The sequence below is a fragment of the Stutzerimonas stutzeri genome (genome assembly GCF_009789555.1).
In the GTDB taxonomy this organism is placed as follows: domain Bacteria; phylum Pseudomonadota; class Gammaproteobacteria; order Pseudomonadales; family Pseudomonadaceae; genus Stutzerimonas; species Stutzerimonas stutzeri_R.
This window is the reverse complement of the sequence record NZ_CP046902.1, coordinates 4,447,471-4,464,517: the sequence shown is the minus strand read 5'-3', so window position 1 is coordinate 4,464,517 and position 17,047 is coordinate 4,447,471. Positions and strand designations below refer to the sequence as shown.

The 17,047-nt window shown below is 60.3% G+C and carries 17 protein-coding genes and 2 tRNA genes; 17 read left to right on the top strand and 2 right to left on the bottom strand.

The features are described from left to right. Window position 1 precedes the first annotated feature (1 nt). Entirely contained in the window at window positions 2-400 is a 399-nt protein-coding gene (locus GQA94_RS20760) for a DUF4149 domain-containing protein (RefSeq protein WP_158189788.1), read from the top strand. 25 nt (window positions 401-425) lie between these two features. Here the strand turns inward: GQA94_RS20760 and GQA94_RS20755 are convergent, their stop codons facing one another. Beyond that, on the bottom strand, window positions 426-737 hold the full coding sequence (locus GQA94_RS20755; protein WP_158189787.1) for a YhbY family RNA-binding protein: 312 nt from the start codon (window positions 735-737) through the stop codon (window positions 426-428). A gap of 82 nt (window positions 738-819) precedes the next feature. Between GQA94_RS20755 and rlmE the strand changes: the two genes are divergently transcribed. From rlmE to GQA94_RS20675, 16 genes are all read left to right on the top strand, one after another. Continuing rightward, complete coding sequence (gene rlmE, locus GQA94_RS20750; RefSeq protein ID WP_158189786.1) at window positions 820-1,470, top strand: 23S rRNA (uridine(2552)-2'-O)-methyltransferase RlmE; 651 nt, start codon at window positions 820-822, stop codon at window positions 1,468-1,470. Between the two features lie 188 nt (window positions 1,471-1,658). Then, window positions 1,659-3,569 carry an ATP-dependent zinc metalloprotease FtsH gene (gene ftsH / locus GQA94_RS20745; RefSeq protein WP_158189785.1) on the top strand — a complete coding sequence of 637 codons (1,911 nt, stop codon included), beginning with the start codon at window positions 1,659-1,661 and terminating at the stop codon, window positions 3,567-3,569. A gap of 15 nt (window positions 3,570-3,584) precedes the next feature. Then, window positions 3,585-4,436 (top strand): dihydropteroate synthase, encoded by an 852-nt coding sequence (folP, locus tag GQA94_RS20740; RefSeq protein WP_158189784.1) that lies wholly within the window; start codon window positions 3,585-3,587, stop codon window positions 4,434-4,436. Between the two features lie 10 nt (window positions 4,437-4,446). Next, window positions 4,447-5,784, top strand: a complete 1,338-nt coding sequence (gene glmM, locus GQA94_RS20735; RefSeq protein WP_158189783.1) for a phosphoglucosamine mutase — start codon at window positions 4,447-4,449, stop codon at window positions 5,782-5,784. 66 nt (window positions 5,785-5,850) lie between these two features. Continuing rightward, a complete protein-coding gene (tpiA, locus tag GQA94_RS20730) occupies window positions 5,851-6,606 on the top strand; it encodes a triose-phosphate isomerase (RefSeq protein WP_158189782.1) in 756 nt (251 codons plus the stop codon). A 4-nt stretch (window positions 6,607-6,610) separates the two neighbouring features. After that, window positions 6,611-6,994, top strand: coding sequence for a preprotein translocase subunit SecG (gene secG / locus GQA94_RS20725; protein WP_158189781.1), 384 nt, complete (start codon window positions 6,611-6,613; stop codon window positions 6,992-6,994). An 8-nt stretch (window positions 6,995-7,002) separates the two neighbouring features. After that, window positions 7,003-7,088 (top strand) — tRNA-Leu (locus GQA94_RS20720). A gap of 91 nt (window positions 7,089-7,179) precedes the next feature. Beyond that, window positions 7,180-7,256: transfer RNA gene (locus tag GQA94_RS20715), tRNA-Met, on the top strand. A gap of 128 nt (window positions 7,257-7,384) precedes the next feature. Then, complete coding sequence (rimP, locus tag GQA94_RS20710) at window positions 7,385-7,843, top strand: ribosome maturation factor RimP (protein WP_158189780.1); 459 nt, start codon at window positions 7,385-7,387, stop codon at window positions 7,841-7,843. 48 nt (window positions 7,844-7,891) lie between these two features. Beyond that, a complete protein-coding gene (gene nusA / locus GQA94_RS20705; RefSeq protein WP_158189779.1) occupies window positions 7,892-9,373 on the top strand; it encodes a transcription termination factor NusA in 1,482 nt (493 codons plus the stop codon). A 28-nt stretch (window positions 9,374-9,401) separates the two neighbouring features. Further along, a complete protein-coding gene (gene infB / locus GQA94_RS20700) occupies window positions 9,402-11,906 on the top strand; it encodes a translation initiation factor IF-2 (RefSeq protein ID WP_158189778.1) in 2,505 nt (834 codons plus the stop codon). A gap of 114 nt (window positions 11,907-12,020) precedes the next feature. Beyond that, complete coding sequence (gene rbfA / locus GQA94_RS20695; RefSeq protein ID WP_158189777.1) at window positions 12,021-12,410, top strand: 30S ribosome-binding factor RbfA; 390 nt, start codon at window positions 12,021-12,023, stop codon at window positions 12,408-12,410. A 3-nt stretch (window positions 12,411-12,413) separates the two neighbouring features. Continuing rightward, window positions 12,414-13,331: a tRNA pseudouridine(55) synthase TruB gene (truB, locus tag GQA94_RS20690; protein ID WP_158189776.1), complete on the top strand. Its 918-nt coding sequence runs from the start codon at window positions 12,414-12,416 to the stop codon at window positions 13,329-13,331. A gap of 116 nt (window positions 13,332-13,447) precedes the next feature. Beyond that, window positions 13,448-13,717, top strand: coding sequence for a 30S ribosomal protein S15 (gene rpsO, locus GQA94_RS20685; RefSeq protein ID WP_158189775.1), 270 nt, complete (start codon window positions 13,448-13,450; stop codon window positions 13,715-13,717). A 208-nt stretch (window positions 13,718-13,925) separates the two neighbouring features. Further along, entirely contained in the window at window positions 13,926-16,031 is a 2,106-nt protein-coding gene (gene pnp / locus GQA94_RS20680) for a polyribonucleotide nucleotidyltransferase (protein WP_158189774.1), read from the top strand. 268 nt (window positions 16,032-16,299) lie between these two features. After that, window positions 16,300-16,674: a BON domain-containing protein gene (locus GQA94_RS20675; protein WP_158189773.1), complete on the top strand. Its 375-nt coding sequence runs from the start codon at window positions 16,300-16,302 to the stop codon at window positions 16,672-16,674. 60 nt (window positions 16,675-16,734) lie between these two features. Here GQA94_RS20675 and GQA94_RS20670 read toward each other — a convergent pair whose 3' ends face one another. Beyond that, the gene (locus tag GQA94_RS20670) at window positions 16,735-17,043 is read right to left on the bottom strand and encodes a DUF2845 domain-containing protein (protein ID WP_158189772.1); all 309 of its coding nucleotides are present in this window, start codon (window positions 17,041-17,043) and stop codon (window positions 16,735-16,737) included. Window positions 17,044-17,047 lie beyond the last annotated feature (4 nt).

Here is a 17,047-nt window from a genome sequence, read left to right as displayed (position 1 = left end):
GATGCGAGCCGGTGTCATCAGCTGGCAGCTGGCCCAGACATTCTGGGTCGGCGGCCTCTGGCTGTTGCAATTCGTGATGTTACCGGCATTGGCCAAGATCGGGCTGGCGCCGCTGCTGATCGAGGAAATCGCCTCCAGCCTGCGGCCGTTGCTGGTGGGATTTGCTGCGTTCTGCGCCATGCTGCAGGGCGTCGTACTGATCCAGCTCCACGGCTTTCGCGCGTTGTGGCAAGACCTGCGAGGCCAGTTACTGCTGTCCGTGTGGGTGCTCTCTGCGAGCTTTTTCGTGGTGCGCGCTGGCGTCGTCGAATCGCCGTACTGGCTGGTATTCAGCTACCTTGTAATCGGGCTGTGCGGGCTGATGCTGGTGTTGCAGGTCGCTCCCGGGCGGGAGCGATAGCGACGCGGATGGGCTCGAGGCGGACTCAGGCTTGAAAGCGATGCACGTTCGACAACTGCTTGTTCACCTTCGGATTCTTGCGATAGACCAACGCCATCTTGCCGATGGATTGAACCAGCTCGCAGTGGCCGATCGTGCAGAGGTCTTCCATGACTGCACGGCGGTCATCGCGTTCGCTGATTCTTAGCTGTACCTTGATCAACTCGTGATCGTTCAAGGCGCGCTCCAATTCGGCCTGGACGCCTTCGGTCAGACCGTTCTCGGACACGATCAATACCGGCTTCAGGTGATGGCCGATGGATTTGTACTGTTTCTTCTGCTCGTTGGTGAGCGGCATAATTCGACCCTTGCGTCAGAACCCTTGAAAACGGCGGCTAGTGTAACTGACACACTCCGGGCCGCACAGATGAGGTAACAGCTTGGCACGCTCCAAGACCAGCCCGCGTTGGCTGAAAGAACATTTCGACGACCCCTACGTAAAGATGGCGCAGCGCGACGGCTATCGGTCACGGGCGAGCTACAAGCTGCTGGAGATCCAGGAAAAGGATCGTATCCTGCGGCCCGGCATGACTGTGGTCGACCTCGGCGCGGCTCCGGGCGGGTGGTCGCAGGTTACCAGCCGGGTCATTGGCGACCGCGGGCGCCTGATCGCATCCGACATCCTGCCCATGGATAGCATCGCCGATGTGACCTTCGTGCTCGGGGACTTTACCGAAGACGAGGTGTTCGCCGAAATCCTCCAGGCCATCGGCGACACGCAGGTCGACCTTGTGATTTCCGACATGGCCCCCAATATGAGTGGGGTGAAGGTCGCCGACCAGGCGCGGGCGATGTTCCTCTGCGAGCTGGCGCTTGACCTGGCGATGCGGGTGCTGCGTCCAGGTGGCGATTTTCTGATCAAGATCTTCCAGGGTGAGGGCTTTGATGCCTACCTGAAGGATGTGCGACAGAACTTCGACAAGGTGCAGATGCGCAAGCCCTTGTCTTCACGGGACCGTTCGCGTGAGCAATACCTGTTGGCGCGCGGCTATCGAGGCGATGGCAACGAGCTGCAGGCGGCGCGGTCCTAGCAGGTAGGCGAAGAAGAGCCCGAATGGCGCCTACGGCCCGGATTACGGGCTATCATCTTCATATCGGGTTACAGACCAAGCTGCCCGTTCAGCGACGTTGTGTAGTAAGTTGGGCCGAGAAAGAACCATCGGCCGTCATGCAGGCTCCCGACAACACGCCTGCTCTAGAGGGTAGTGAATTGAACGACATGGCAAAAAACCTGATTCTGTGGTTGATCATTGCCGCTGTCCTGGTGACGGTGATGAACAACTTTTCCAGCCCGACCGAGCCGCAGACGCTCAACTATTCGGATTTCATCGAGCAGGTGAAAGAGGGTCGGGTAGAGCGCGTGACCGTCGACGGATACGTCATCACCGGCAAGCGCAGTGATGGCGAGACGTTCAAGACGATTCGCCCGGCGATTCAGGACAACGGCCTGATCGGCGATCTGATCAACAACAACGTGGTCATCGAGGGCAAGCAGCCGGAGCAGCAGAGCATCTGGACGCAACTGCTCGTGGCCAGTTTCCCGATCCTGGTCATCATCGCCGTGTTCATGTTCTTCATGCGCCAGATGCAGGGCGGCGCCGGCGGCAAGGGCGGGCCGATGAGCTTTGGTAAGAGCAAGGCTCGCCTGCTGTCAGAAGATCAGGTCAAGACGACCTTCGCCGACGTCGCCGGTTGCGACGAGGCCAAGGAAGAAGTTACCGAACTGGTCGAATTCCTTCGCGATCCGGGCAAGTTCCAGCGCCTCGGCGGACGCATACCGCGTGGCGTCCTGATGGTGGGTTCGCCGGGTACCGGTAAGACGCTGCTCGCCAAGGCGGTTGCTGGCGAGGCCAAGGTCCCGTTCTTCACCATCTCGGGTTCGGACTTCGTTGAAATGTTCGTCGGTGTCGGTGCCAGCCGCGTCCGCGACATGTTCGAACAAGCCAAGAAGCATGCGCCGTGCATCATCTTCATCGACGAGATCGACGCCGTCGGTCGTCATCGTGGCGCCGGCCTCGGCGGCGGGCATGACGAGCGCGAGCAAACCCTCAACCAGTTGCTGGTGGAGATGGACGGTTTCGAAATGAATGACGGTATTATCGTCATCGCCGCGACCAACCGCCCCGACGTGCTCGACCCCGCGCTGCTGCGTCCTGGTCGCTTCGATCGCCAGGTGGTTGTCGGGTTGCCGGATATTCGCGGTCGCGAGCAGATCCTCAAGGTCCACATGCGCAAGGTTCCGCTCGGCGACACTGTCGAGCCGGCATTGATCGCTCGTGGCACGCCTGGTTTCTCGGGTGCCGATCTCGCCAACCTGGTCAACGAGGCCTCGTTGTTCGCTGCGCGTGCCGGTAAGCGCGTGGTGGAAATGAAGGAGTTCGAGCTGGCCAAGGACAAGATCATGATGGGCGCCGAGCGCAAATCGATGGTGATGTCCGAGAAGGAGCGTCTCAACACGGCGTATCACGAAGCGGGCCATGCAATCGTCGGTCGCGTCGTGCCGGAGCATGATCCCGTCTACAAGGTTTCGATCATTCCTCGTGGCCGGGCGCTGGGCGTCACGATGTTCCTTCCCGAGGAAGACCGCTATAGCCTGTCCAAGCGAGCGCTGATCAGCCAGATCTGCTCGCTGTTCGGCGGACGAATCGCCGAGGAGATGACCCTTGGCTTCGAGGGCGTCACCACCGGAGCGTCGAACGACATCATGCGCGCCACTCAGCTGGCTCGGAACATGGTCACCAAATGGGGTCTTTCCGAGAAGCTCGGTCCGCTGATGTATGCCGAAGAGGAGGGTGAAGTCTTCCTTGGGCGCAGTGCCGGCAGCCAGCACACCAACGTATCGGGTGACACGGCCAAGCTGATCGACCAGGAAGTGCGCAGCATCATCGACCACTGCTACGGGACGGCCAAGCAGATACTGGCCGACAACCGTGACAAGCTCGACCTGATGGCCGAAACGCTGATGAAGTACGAAACGATCGACTCCGATCAGATCGATGACATCATGGCGGGCCGCACGCCGCGCGAGCCTCGTGACTGGCAGGACGGCTCAGGGCCTACCGGAACTCCGGTGCAGCCCGAAGGCGGCCGCCCGCAGACGCCGATCGGTGGTCCCGCCGGCGAGCACTAAGCTAAGGCTGTTTTAATGACCGAACCGTTGCATCCGACCCGGCTGTCCTGTGGCAGCCGGGTTCTTGATTTATCGCGCCCGCATGTCATGGGCATCCTCAACGTCACGCCTGATTCCTTTTCCGATGGCGGTCAACATGCCAGTCTCGATGCGGCGTTGCGCCACGCTGAGGCGATGGTGGCGGCTGGCGCGACCTTGATTGACGTGGGAGGAGAGTCGACCCGTCCCGGGGCGCGCGTCGTTTCGCCAATCGAGGAGTTGGAGCGCGTTGCGCCGGTTGTCGAGGCGATTACGCGTGAGCTCGACGTAATCGTCTCGGTCGACACCTCGACCCCGGCGGTGATGCGCGAGAGCGCGCGGCTTGGTGCGGGGCTGATCAATGATGTGCGCTCGCTCGCTCGCGATGGCGCGCTGGACGCGGCGGCGGATACCGGCCTGCCGGTGTGCCTGATGCACATGCGGGGTGAGCCGGGCGACATGCAGAACGATCCTCGTTACGACGATGTGACCGCTGAAGTCGTGCGTTTCCTTCGCGAACGCATGAAGGTGTGTGTCACGGCGGGCATTCCCGTCGGGCGAATCGTGCTAGATCCGGGCTTCGGATTCGCCAAGACCCTTTCGCATAATCTCAGTCTGTTCAAACATATGGAGCAGATCCATGCGTTGGGTCGGCCCTTGCTGGTCGGTGTGTCACGAAAGAGCATGGTAGGCCACGCGTTGGGACGTGATGTAGCGCATCGCTTGTACGGCAGCCTTGCGCTTGCTGCGCTGGCAGTTGCCAAGGGCGCGTGCATCCTGCGCGTGCACGACGTGGCCGAAACGGTTGATGTGGTTCGTATGATTGCTGCAGTGCAGGCGGCTGAATAGGGAATTTTTCATGGGTAGAAAATATTTTGGAACCGACGGCATCCGCGGTCACGTCGGACAGTTTCCGATTACGCCGGACTTCATGCTCAAGCTTGGCTGGGCAGCCGGAATGGCGTTTCGCAAGCATGGAAAGTGCCGCATCCTGATAGGCAAGGACACGCGTATCTCAGGTTACATGTTCGAATCCGCTTTGCAGGCCGGGCTTTCGGCCGCAGGCGCCGACGTGCTGCTGCTGGGGCCCATGCCCACGCCTGCGGTCGCCTATCTGACCCGTACGTTTCATGCTGACGCTGGAATAGTGATCAGCGCCTCGCACAATCCCCACCATGACAACGGCATCAAGTTCTTTTCCGGGCGCGGGACCAAGCTCCCTGACGAAGTCGAGCTGATGATCGAGGAACTGCTGGATACTCCGATGACGGTTGTGGAGTCGGCGCAGCTTGGCAAGGCATCACGAATCAACGATGCGGCCGGTCGTTACATTGAGTTTTGCAAGAGCAGCGTGCCGACCAGTACGGATTTCTCCGGCATGAAGATCGTGCTCGATTGTGCGCACGGCGCCACCTACAAGGTGGCGCCCAGCGTATTCCGTGAGCTCGGGGCAGAAGTGGTGGTTATCGCAGCCCAACCTGACGGCCTGAATATCAACGCCGACGTAGGGTCGACCCACGTGGCGCAACTGCAGAAGGCCGTGGTTGACCAGGGCGCGGATCTGGGTATCGCCTTCGACGGCGACGGCGATCGGGTGATGATGGTCGACCATACCGGCGCGCAGGTCGATGGCGACGAGTTGCTCTACATCATCGCCACGGACCTGCAGGATCGTGATCGCCTGGCGGGCGGTGTGGTCGGCACGCTGATGAGCAACCTCGGCCTGGAGCTGGCGCTGAAGGCGCGCGATATTCCCTTCGTCCGGGCCAAGGTGGGTGATCGTTACGTGATGGCGGAAATGCTCGAGCGCAACTGGGTGCTCGGTGGCGAAAACTCGGGGCATATCGTTTGTGCTCAACATGTGACGACCGGAGATGCCATCATCGCGGCGTTGCAGGTCGTGCTTGCGCTGCGGCGTCGGGGGCAGAACCTCGCGCATGAGCGTCTAGCCTGGAAGAAGTGTCCGCAAGTCCTGATCAATGTGCGTTTCGCCGGCGACAAAGATCCCATTTCCCACCCCCAGGTCCAGGCGGTCTGCGACAGTGTCACTGAGCGCATGGCCGGCCGCGGCCGCGTGCTGCTGCGCAAGTCGGGTACCGAGCCGTTGGTGCGCGTGATGGTTGAAGGGGACGATGAGAATCAGGTTCGGTCTTACGCCGAAGAGTTGGCGAATGCAGTTACCGAAGTTTGTGCGTGATTGCCGCTTGCCAGGTCTGTTTTCGTTGAGTACCATCTGCGCCCACTTTGACCGACGAGGTAAAGCATGCGTCGCCCACTGGTAGCTGGTAACTGGAAGATGAACGGTACCCGCGCCAGCGTCGCAGAGCTGATCGAGGCGCTTCGCCAGCAGGCGCTTCCTGCCGCGGTGGAAGTGGTTGTGTTTCCATCCTGTGTGCACCTTGTGCAGGTTGTGAGCGGCCTGGAAGGCAGTGCAATTGCCGTAGGCGCTCAGGACTGTGCGGCACAAGTCGGCTTCGGCGCCTTTACCGGCGAAGAGTCCGCTTCGCAACTGGTTGATGCGGGTTGCAGGTGGGTACTGGTTGGCCACTCCGAGCGACGTCTGGTTCTGGGCGAAAGCGACGAGGTGGTGAGCAGAAAGTTTTCGGCGGCACTGGAATGCGGAATGACTCCGGTGCTGTGTCTGGGTGAGACGCTGGAAGAGCGTGAGTCCGGGCAGACGCTGGAAGTGGTGGGGCGTCAGTTGGCCCGGGTGGTCGCTGATGCCGGGATTGCCGCTTTCGAGCGCGCGGTGGTGGCGTACGAGCCGGTCTGGGCGATAGGTTCCGGGCTCACGGCGACGCCGCAACAGGCTCAAGAGGTACATGCCGCTATCCGGGAGCAGCTGGCGCGTGAGGATCGACGTATCGCTGAAGGCGCGCGTCTCCTGTACGGTGGCAGTGTAAAGGCGGAAAATGCCGCCGAGCTGTTCGGGATGGCGGATATCGATGGGGGGCTTATCGGTGGTGCCTCTCTGAAAGCGAATGATTTCGGTGCGATCTGTCGTGCCGCAGGGAACTGATCAGATGTTGCAGACTGTTGTGATTGTGGTGCATCTGCTGGTTGCCATTGGTGTGGTTGTGCTGGTGTTGCTACAGCAGGGCAAGGGTGCGGATGCGGGTGCGTCTTTCGGTTCGGGTGCTTCGGCAACCGTATTCGGAAGCCAAGGTTCCTCTACCTTTCTTAGTCGTTTTACTGCTATACTTGCCGGCGTTTTTTTCGTGACTAGTCTGGGGTTGGCGTTCTTCGCCACACGCCAGGCTGATCAGATGTCGCAGGTTGGTTTGCCGGATCCGGCGGTATTGGAAGTCCCGGCGAGCAAGCCAGCAGTTGAGGATGTGCCGGTTCTGGAATCCGCTCCGTCCGCACCTAGTGCAGACGAGGTACCTCAAGTCCAGGAGCAGCAGTAAAGGTTTTTGCCGAGGTGGTGGAATTGGTAGACACGCTACCTTGAGGTGGTAGTGGCCATAGGCTGTAGGGGTTCGAGTCCCCTCCTCGGTACCAAACAAGCAGGCCCGCAGATGCGGGCTTTCTTGTTTTCAGGGTTTTGGTTGACCTGCTTGGGGTGCGGTCGTATAATTCGTGCCCAGTTTGACGCGGGGTGGAGCAGTCTGGTAGCTCGTCGGGCTCATAACCCGAAGGTCGTTGGTTCAAATCCAGCCCCCGCAACCAGTTGATGAAAAGCCCCTGTCGAGGGGCTTTTTATTAGCTTCAAGCCAGGTCGCCGGCATCTACAGGCGATCATCAGGGATGGGCGTTTCGCCCATTTTTCATTTGTACGGCATGCACGAGGGACTTCGATGTCGAGCAAGCTAGAACAGTTGCAGGCCTTGTTGGCCCCGGTGGTCGAGGCGCTCGGCTATCAATGCTGGGGTATCGAGTTTATTTCGCAGGGTCGACATTCGTTGTTGAGGGTCTATATCGATCATTCAGACGGGATTCTTGTCGATGACTGCGAGAAGGTCAGCCGCCAACTGAGCGGTGTGCTCGACGTCGAAGATCCGATCAGTTCCGATTACACCCTCGAGGTGTCCTCGCCTGGTATGGATCGGCCGCTGTTCACGCTTGAGCAGTACGCGGCGCACGTGGGCGAACAGGTCAAAATAAAGCTGCGCTCGCCCTTTGAGGGCCGGCGCAATTTCCAGGGTCTTCTCCGCGGGGTCGAGGAGCAGGATGTGGTGGTGCTGGTCGATGATCACGAATATCTGTTGCCGATCGACATGATCGACAAGACCAACATAATTCCCCGTTTTGAGTGAATCGCGGATCCCGCGGACCCCAATGGATTGCGATAGGCGAGGCGTACGATGAGCAAAGAAGTACTGCTGGTTGTGGAGTCGGTATCCAACGAAAAAGGCGTACCGGCCGGTGTGATCTTCGAAGCATTGGAGCTGGCCTTGGCCACGGCTACCAAGAAGCGCTTCGAGGACGAGGTGGATCTGCGTGTTGAGATCAATCGTCAGAACGGAAGCTATGAGACCTTTCGTCGCTGGACGGTGGTCGAGGAAGAGGATTTCGACGATCCGGCTCACCAGCTGACTGTCGATATGCCCCAGGCACGCGAAGCCAACGCCAAGGTCGGTGACGTCCTGGAAGAAAAGATCGAGTCGATCGAGTTCGGTCGTATCGCTGCGCAGACTGCCAAGCAGGTCATCGTGCAGAAGGTCCGCGAGGCCGAGCGTGCTCAGGTGGTCGAGGCCTATCGCGACCGTCTGGGTGAGATCATTTCCGGCACGGTAAAGAAAGTGACCCGTGACAGCGTCATCGTCGATCTGGGGAACAATGCCGAGGCGTTGCTGGCGCGCGAAGACATCATCGCCCGCGAAACCTTCCGTGTCGGTGCTCGGGTACGAGCGCTGCTGAAAGAGATTCGTACCGAGAACCGTGGTCCGCAGTTGATCCTGTCGCGTACGGCCCCGCAGATGCTGATCGAGCTGTTCCGCATCGAAGTCCCGGAAATCGCCGAGGGTCTGATCGAAGTGATGGGCGCTTCGCGTGATCCCGGTTCGCGCGCCAAGATCGCTGTCCGCTCGAAGGATAAGCGTATCGACCCGCAGGGCGCCTGCATCGGCATGCGTGGCTCCCGCGTTCAGGCTGTTTCCGGCGAAATCGGTGGCGAGCGTGTCGACATCGTGCTGTGGGACGAGAATCCTGCGCAGTTCGTCATCAACGCAATGGCGCCGGCTGAAGTGGCCGCCATCATTGTCGATGAAGATGCACATGCCATGGATATCGCGGTCGGCGAAGACAATCTGGCCCAGGCCATCGGTCGTGGCGGCCAGAATGTTCGGCTCGCCAGCCAGCTGACCGGCTGGACGCTGAACGTGATGACCGAGGCTGACATCCAGACCAAGCAGCAGGAAGAAACCGGCGACATCCTGCGCAATTTCATCGAAGAGCTGGATGTCGATGAAGAACTGGCACAAGTACTGGTCGAGGAAGGTTTCACTTCGCTCGAAGAGATCGCCTACGTTCCAATGGAGGAAATGCTCGGCATCGAAGGCTTCGACGAAGATATCGTCAACGAGCTGCGAACCCGCGCCAAGGATCGCCTGCTGACGAAGGCGATCGCAACGGAAGAAAAACTGGCAGACGCCCAGCCGGCCGAGGATTTGCTCGAGCTGGAAGGCATGGACAAGGAACTGGCGGTCGAGTTGGCAATGCGGGGTGTCATCACCCGCGAAGACCTGGCCGAGCAGTCGATTGACGACCTGCTCGACATAGACGGCATAGATCAAGAACGTGCCGGCAAGCTGATCATGGCCGCCCGAGCCCATTGGTTCGAGTAAGTATTTAGCGGCCTGAGGAGAGAGATGCATGACGCAAGTCACGGTGAAAGAACTGGCCCAGGTGGTCGACACACCGGTCGAGCGACTGCTGCAGCAGATGCGTGAGGCAGGACTGTCGCACACCAGCGCCGAGCAAGTAGTGACCGATAACGAAAAGCAGGCCCTGTTGGCGCACCTCAAGAGCAGCCACGGCGCCAAGGTGGACGAGCCGCGCAAGATCACCTTGCAGCGCAAGACCACGACCAAGCTGAAGGTTGGCGGTAGCAAAACCATCAGTGTTGAGGTTCGCAAGAAGAAGACCTTCGTCAAGCGTAGCCCTGACGAAATCGAAGCCGAGAAGCAGCGCGAGCTGGAAGAGCAGCGTGCGGCGGAAGAGGCGGCTCGGCAGAAGGCTGCCGAGGAAGCACGTCTGCTCGCCGAGGAAGAAGCGCGTCGTCGGGCTGAAGCCGAAGCGGCCACCAAGGCGCAGGCGCCTGCGGCCGAGCCTCAGGAGCCGGCTGCGGCTGCTGAGACTGAGTCGACTCCGGTCGTCGCTGCCGCCCCGGTCGAGGAGCGTAAGAAGGATGAGCCGCGTCGCCCCGATAAGGCGCGTAGTGACGACGACGAACGTCGCGATCGCAAGCAGGCCCAGCATCGTCCTTCCTTGAAGGCGAAGGCTCCGCTTTCCCGTACCGTGCGCAGCGGCGAAGACGATGCCGATGGGTTCCGTCGTGGCGGTCGTGGCAAGTCGAAGCTGAAAAAGCGCAATGCGCATGGTTTCCAGAGCCCGACCGGCCCGATCGTTCGCGAGGTTGCCATCGGTGAAACCATCACCGTCGGCGATCTGGCGCAGCAGATGTCGGTCAAGGCGGCTGAAGTCATCAAGTTCATGTTTAAAATGGGCAGCCCGGTCACCATCAACCAGGTGCTGGACCAGGAAACTGCCCAGCTGATCGCCGAAGAGTTGGGCCACAAGGTCAAGCTGGTCAGCGATAACGCGCTCGAAGAACAGTTGGCCGAGCTGCTGAAGTTCGAAGGCGAGGCCATTACGCGTGCGCCGGTCGTGACCGTGATGGGTCACGTCGACCACGGCAAGACCTCGTTGCTCGACTACATTCGTCGCGCCAAGGTCGCGGCCGGTGAGGCGGGTGGCATTACCCAGCACATCGGTGCCTATCACGTGGAAACCGACCGCGGCATGGTCACCTTCCTCGATACGCCCGGCCACGCAGCGTTTACCGCAATGCGTGCACGGGGCGCGCAGGCGACCGACATCGTCATCCTGGTGGTGGCGGCCGATGACGGCGTCATGCCTCAGACCATCGAGGCGATCCAGCACGCCAAGGCTGCGGGTGTTCCGCTGGTCGTGGCGGTAAACAAGATCGACAAGCCGGGCGCCGATCTCGATCGGATTCGCAGCGAGCTGTCTGTTCACGAAGTGACCTCCGAAGAGTGGGGCGGTGATACGCCGTTCGTGCCGGTTTCCGCGAAGATGGGTACGGGTGTCGATGAGCTGCTCGAGGCGGTGTTGCTTCAGGCTGAAATCCTTGAGTTGACGGCAACCCCGTCGGCACCGGGTCGTGGTGTGGTGGTCGAATCGCGTCTGGATAAAGGACGTGGTCCGGTAGCGACCGTTCTGGTACAGGACGGCACCTTGCGTCAGGGCGACATGGCGCTGGTCGGCTCGAACTATGGCCGTATCCGCGCGATGCTTGACGAGAACGGCAAGCCGATCAAGGAAGCCGGTCCATCGATTCCGGTCGAAATCCTTGGTCTCGACGGCACGCCGGACGCTGGCGACGAGCTCAGCGTACTGGCCGATGAGAAGAAGGCGCGGGAAGTGGCCTTGTTCCGTCAGGGCAAGTTCCGCGAAGTGAAGCTGGCTCGTGCGCATGCCGGCAAGCTGGAAAACATCTTCGAGAACATGGGGCAGGAAGAGAAGAAGACGCTCAACATCGTCCTCAAATCCGACGTTCGCGGTTCGCTCGAGGCGTTGCAGGGTTCGCTCAGCAGCCTGGGTAACGACGAAGTTCAGGTTCGCGTGATCGGTGGCGGTGTCGGTGGTATCACCGAGAGCGACGCCAACCTGGCGCTGGCATCCAACGCGGTGCTGTTCGGCTTCAACGTCCGTGCCGATGCCGGTGCGCGCAAGATCGTCGAACAGGAAGGTCTGGACCTGCGTTACTACAACGTGATCTACGACATCATCGAAGACGTCAAGAAAGCCCTGACCGGGATGCTTGGCAGCGACGTCCGGGAGAACATCCTCGGTATCGCCGAGGTTCGCGATGTGTTCCGTTCGCCGAAGTTCGGCGCCGTTGCAGGCTGCATGGTCACCGAAGGTATGGTGCACCGCAACCGCCCGATTCGCGTACTGCGCGACGACGTGGTCATCTTCGAAGGCGAGCTGGAGTCCCTGCGTCGCTTCAAGGACGACGTCGCCGAGGTCCGTGCCGGCATGGAATGCGGTATCGCGGTGAAGAGCTACAACGACGTCAAGGCGGGTGACAAGATCGAAGTCTTCGAGAAGGTCGAAGTGGCGCGTTCGCTCTAACAGCAGCTGTAAGGCAATAAGCGGCAAGCTTTCAGGGGCAACCCTGGGAGCTTGCCGTTTGCCTTTGCAGCATGATGATTTTCACCTTGCAGCTTGCTGCTCGAGGCAGATTTTATGGCCAAAGAATTCAGCCGTACCCAGCGTATCGGCGACCAGATGCAGCGCGAACTGGCGCTGCTGATTCAACGTGAAGTGAAGGACCCACGCCTGGGCCTGGTAACCATTACTGCCGTCGAGGTCAGTCGCGATCTGTCGCATGCCAAGGTGTTCATCACCGTCATGGGCAAGGACGACGACGAGGATGCGGTCAAGACCAATCTCAGGATTCTCAATGACGCCGGTGGTTTCCTGCGGATGCAGCTGGGCAAGGCGATGAAGCTGCGTACCGTGCCACAGCTGCATTTCAGCTACGACGCCAGCGTGCGCCGTGGCGTCGAGCTGACGTCGCTCATCGAGCGTGCGGTGGCTGAAGACCGCAAGCACAGCGACGATGTCGGAGAATAAGGCGTGGCCCAGGTAAAACGTGTTCGCCGCGCAGTAAGCGGCATCATTCTTCTCGATAAGCCCCGCGGGTTCACCTCCAACGCAGCCTTGCAGAAGGTTCGTTGGTTGCTCAACGCCGAGAAGGCCGGGCATACCGGTAGCCTGGACCCGCTGGCGACTGGCGTGCTGCCCCTGTGTTTCGGTGAGGCGACCAAGTTTTCGCAATACCTGCTCGATGCCGACAAGGGTTATGAGACGGTTGCCCAGCTGGGTGTTACCACGACCACGGCCGATGCCGAGGGCGAGGTGATCGAACGTAAGCCGGTTGCCGTCAGCCAGGAGCAGCTCGAAATGGTACTGCCCCGGTTTCGCGGCAATCTGTTGCAGGTGCCGCCAATGTATTCGGCGCTCAAACGTGACGGCCAGCCGTTGTACAAGCTTGCGCGTGCGGGAGAGGTAGTGGAGCGCGAGCCGCGTTCTGTTACCATTGCTCGCTTGGATTTACTCGCGCTGGACGCGGACAGGGCGCGCCTGGCTGTTGCGTGCAGTAAAGGGACCTACATCCGCACGCTGGTCGAGGATATCGGGCACGCGCTGGGGTGCGGCGCACACGTCGCCGAACTGCGCAGGACCCAGGCCGGCCCGTTCGATCTGGCCCAGACGGTCAGTCTCGAGGAGCTTGAGCAGGCACATGCCCAGGGCGGCGCAGAGGCGATCGACGCATACCTGAAACCGGTCGATAGTGGGCTGGAGCACTGGCCGCTGTTGCAACTGTCCGAGCACAGTGCGTTTTATTGGCTGCATGGTCAGCCGGTGCGTGCGCCGGAAGCGCCGAAGTTCGGCATGCTGCGGGTGCAGGATCACAACGGTCGCTTCATCGGTATCGGTGAAGTGAGTGAAGACGGGCGCATTGCGCCGCGTCGATTGATTCGGTCGGAATGACCGATACGCGGTGCGCCCGATGGTGTGCCGCGTCAGAGGATGGCTGTCGGCAGGCACGGTCACGCCTCTTTTAAAACACGGGATACGTCCCGGCCTGTTCATAGAAGGAGCCCATCATGGCACTTAGCGTTGAAGAAAAATCCCAGATCGTAAACGAGTACAAGCAAGCTGAAGGCGACACCGGTTCTCCGGAAGTGCAGGTTGCCCTGCTGACCGCCAACATCAACAAGCTGCAAGGTCACTTCAAGGCCAACGGCAAGGACCACCACTCGCGTCGTGGCCTGATCCGTATGGTCAACCAGCGTCGTAAGCTGCTGGATTACCTGAAGGGCAAGGACACTACTCGTTACAGCACCCTGATCGGTCGTCTGGGTCTGCGTCGCTAAGCGATGCGTGTGCGAAGCTGAATGCCGAAGCTGGAAGTGGGTTCGACCCTGCTTCCAGCTTTTGCCTTTCAGCGGAGCACGTTCGGACAGCGTACGGGTTCGATTCCCGCCGCTGCCCAAGAATTCGCAACAAGCGTCCCGCGTGAGGCATGGCCCGCGGCGGCGCGTAGAAAAGTTTCCCCCAAGGCAACATAGAGAAGGAACCACCGTGAACCCGGTAATCAAGAAATTTCAGTTCGGTCAGTCGACCGTAACCCTCGAGACAGGCCGTATCGCCCGTCAAGCCTCAGGTGCTGTACTGGTCTCCGTTGACGATGACGTCACGGTTCTGGTCGCGGTAACCGGTGCCAAGACTGCTGATCCGAGCAAGGGTTTTTTCCCCCTGTCGGTCCATTATCAGGAAAAAACCTACGCAGCCGGCAAGATCCCCGGTGGCTTCTTCAAGCGTGAAGCGCGTCCTTCGGAAAAGGAAACCCTGACTTCGCGACTGATCGACCGCCCGATCCGCCCGCTGTTCCCGGAAGGCTTCCAGAACGAAGTGCAGGTCATCTGTACCGTCGTATCGACCAGCAAGAAGACCGATCCGGACATCGCTGCGATGATCGGTACCTCCGCCGCGCTGGCGATTTCGGGCATCCCGTTCAACGGCCCGATCGGTGCCGCACGCGTCGCCTTCCATCCCGAAACCGGCTACCTGCTGAACCCGACCTACGAGCAGCTCAAGGCGTCGAGCCTGGACATGGTCGTGGCCGGTACCAAAGATGCCGTGCTGATGGTCGAATCCGAAGCCAAAGAGCTGACCGAAGACCAGATGCTGGGCGCCGTACTGTTCGCCCATGATGAATTCCAGGCGGTGATCCAGGCGGTTACCGAGCTGGCTGCCGAAGCGGCCAAGCCAACCTGGGACTGGCAGCCCAAGGCGGAAAACACTCAGCTGCTCGATGCGATTCGTAGCGAGTTCGGCGAGGCCATCTCCCAGGCCTACACCATCATCATCAAGCAGGACCGCTACGCCCGCCTGGGCGAGTTGCGTGACCAGATCGTCGCCAAGTTCTCCGGCGAGGAAGGTCAGCCGTCCGCCGCTGAAGTCAAAGACGCTTTCGGCGAAATCGAATACCGCACCGTCCGCGAGAACATCGTCAACGGCAAGCCGCGTATCGACGGCCGTGACACCCGCACTGTACGCGGCCTGAACATCGAAGTCGGTGTACTCGACAAGACTCACGGTTCGGCGCTGTTCACCCGTGGCGAAACCCAGGCTCTGGTGGTTGCCACCCTCGGTACCGCGCGCGACGCACAGCTGCTCGATACCCTTGAAGGCGAGAAGAAAGACCCCTTCATGCTGCACTACAACTTCCCGCCGTACTCGGTGGGCGAGTGTGGTCGCATGGGCGCCACCGGCCGCCGCGAAATCGGTCACGGCCGTCTGGCCCGTCGTTCCGTTGCCGCCATGCTGCCGAGCGCTGACGAATTCCCGTACACCATCCGCGTCGTGTCGGAAATCACCGAGTCCAATGGCTCCAGCTCGATGGCCTCGGTCTGTGGTGCCTCTCTGGCGCTGATGGACGCCGGTGTGCCGATGAAGGCGCCGGTCGCCGGTATCGCTATGGGCTTGGTCAAGGAAGGCGAAAAGTTCGCTGTACTGACCGATATCCTCGGTGACGAAGATCACCTGGGCGACATGGACTTCAAGGTCGCGGGTACCGCCAAGGGCGTTACCGCGCTGCAGATGGACATCAAGATCCAGGGCATTACCGAAGAGATCATGGAAATCGCGCTGGGCCAGGCACTGGAAGCGCGCCTGAACATTCTCGGTCAGATGAACCAGGTAATCGCTCAGTCGCGTACCGAGCTGTCGGCCAACGCCCCGACGATGATCGCGATGAAGATCGATCAGGACAAGATCCGCGACGTGATCGGCAAGGGTGGCGCCACCATCCGCAGCATCTGTGAAGAAACCAAGGCTTCGATCGATATCGAAGACGATGGCTCGATCAAAATCTTCGGTGAGACCAAGGAAGCTGCCGAGGCTGCCAAGCAGCGCGTGCTGGGCATCACGGCCGAGGCCGAGATTGGCAAGATCTACGTTGGCAAGGTCGAGCGCATCGTTGACTTCGGTGCCTTCGTCAACATCCTGCCCGGCAAGGACGGTCTGGTACACATCTCCATGCTGAGTGATCAGCGTGTGGAGAAGGTCACCGACGTCCTCAAGGAAGGCCAGGAAGTGAAGGTGCTGGTGCTGGACGTGGACAACCGCGGCCGTATCAAGCTGTCCATCAAAGACGTGGCGGCGGCTGAAGCTTCTGGCGCGTAAGCGCAACAGCGGCATCAGAAAAAGGACCCTTCGGGGTCCTTTTTTCATTTCTAAGGGCCTATCAAGCGGTAATTTGATTGCAACTTGCACGCTTCGCTGAGGCCAAACATGCAGTGTGCTAGTGGCGTTAAGCTACTGCAAAATCACAAGTGATTGATTTATATGTCTTTTCTATAAGACCAAAAGTGGCATGTCGCTTGCGACATTCTTCGTGAGCTGTGGTCGGAATAGATGCCACAGATATCTGAAGAAAAACAGGAGTGCCACTATGAACATGATCCAGAACTCTCTTACCGCTGCTGCCGCTGCCGTTGCATTGAGCTTGCCTCTGGCAGGTGCCGCTTTCGCCGACACCACTCCAGCACTGGATAAGGCTGATACCGTCATGTTGGCAGCCAGCGACACCGTGGAAAAGGCCGGCGACGCCACCTCCGATACCTGGATCACCACCAAGGTGAAATCCTCCCTGCTGGCTGAAGACGCCACCCCTGGCATGGATATCGAAGTTGAAACCAAGGACGGCGTTGTCTCGCTGTCCGGCACGGTCGCCACCGAGGCCGAGCGTGAAGCTGCAATCAACAAGGCCAAGTCCATCGAAGGTGTGCGTGACGTGGCTGCGGACGGCCTGAAAGCCGCCGACTAAATCAAGCCGGTCGCCCCTTGGGCACACACGAAACCCCGCCCCGTGCGGGGTTTTCGTTTTTCAACGGCCGCGTTGGCTATCGATCTGCCGCAGTCGATTCCCTTCGAAGCGCAGGAAGTAATACATCCCGCTGGTCGGCCCATAGACCCACTCCTCGATTTGAACTTCATGGCGATAACCGTGATCGTCGACGACTTCCTTGTAGCCCACCAGCGAGGCGCTGGCGGGCTCGCCGCATTTGCTTCGGACTTCGCCAGTCGACGCGTCGAGGCTGACCAGCGCGCTACCACAGCGATGGGTGGAAGAGGCTTGGGCACTGCAGGCGAACGCAAGCAGGCTGAGCAAGAGCAGGGGAGCGGCGAGCGGCATGAGA

What these genes read in the sequence shown, in the direction of transcription:
- folP (WP_158189784.1), top strand. Translation starts at nt 3,585, where the DNA reads ATGACCGAACCGTTGCATCCGACCCGGCTGTCCTGTGGCAGCCGGGTT.
- GQA94_RS20755 (WP_158189787.1), bottom strand. Translation starts at nt 737, where the DNA reads ATGCCGCTCACCAACGAGCAGAAGAAACAGTACAAATCCATCGGCCAT.
- GQA94_RS20670 (WP_158189772.1), bottom strand. Translation starts at nt 17,043, where the DNA reads ATGCCGCTCGCCGCTCCCCTGCTCTTGCTCAGCCTGCTTGCGTTCGCC.
- rpsO (WP_158189775.1), top strand. Translation starts at nt 13,448, where the DNA reads ATGGCACTTAGCGTTGAAGAAAAATCCCAGATCGTAAACGAGTACAAG.
- secG (WP_158189781.1), top strand. Translation starts at nt 6,611, where the DNA reads ATGTTGCAGACTGTTGTGATTGTGGTGCATCTGCTGGTTGCCATTGGT.
- infB (WP_158189778.1), top strand. Translation starts at nt 9,402, where the DNA reads ATGACGCAAGTCACGGTGAAAGAACTGGCCCAGGTGGTCGACACACCG.
- rimP (WP_158189780.1), top strand. Translation starts at nt 7,385, where the DNA reads ATGTCGAGCAAGCTAGAACAGTTGCAGGCCTTGTTGGCCCCGGTGGTC.
- tpiA (WP_158189782.1), top strand. Translation starts at nt 5,851, where the DNA reads ATGCGTCGCCCACTGGTAGCTGGTAACTGGAAGATGAACGGTACCCGC.
- rbfA (WP_158189777.1), top strand. Translation starts at nt 12,021, where the DNA reads ATGGCCAAAGAATTCAGCCGTACCCAGCGTATCGGCGACCAGATGCAG.
- nusA (WP_158189779.1), top strand. Translation starts at nt 7,892, where the DNA reads ATGAGCAAAGAAGTACTGCTGGTTGTGGAGTCGGTATCCAACGAAAAA.
- GQA94_RS20675 (WP_158189773.1), top strand. Translation starts at nt 16,300, where the DNA reads ATGAACATGATCCAGAACTCTCTTACCGCTGCTGCCGCTGCCGTTGCA.
- ftsH (WP_158189785.1), top strand. Translation starts at nt 1,659, where the DNA reads ATGGCAAAAAACCTGATTCTGTGGTTGATCATTGCCGCTGTCCTGGTG.
- glmM (WP_158189783.1), top strand. Translation starts at nt 4,447, where the DNA reads ATGGGTAGAAAATATTTTGGAACCGACGGCATCCGCGGTCACGTCGGA.
- GQA94_RS20760 (WP_158189788.1), top strand. Translation starts at nt 2, where the DNA reads ATGCGAGCCGGTGTCATCAGCTGGCAGCTGGCCCAGACATTCTGGGTC.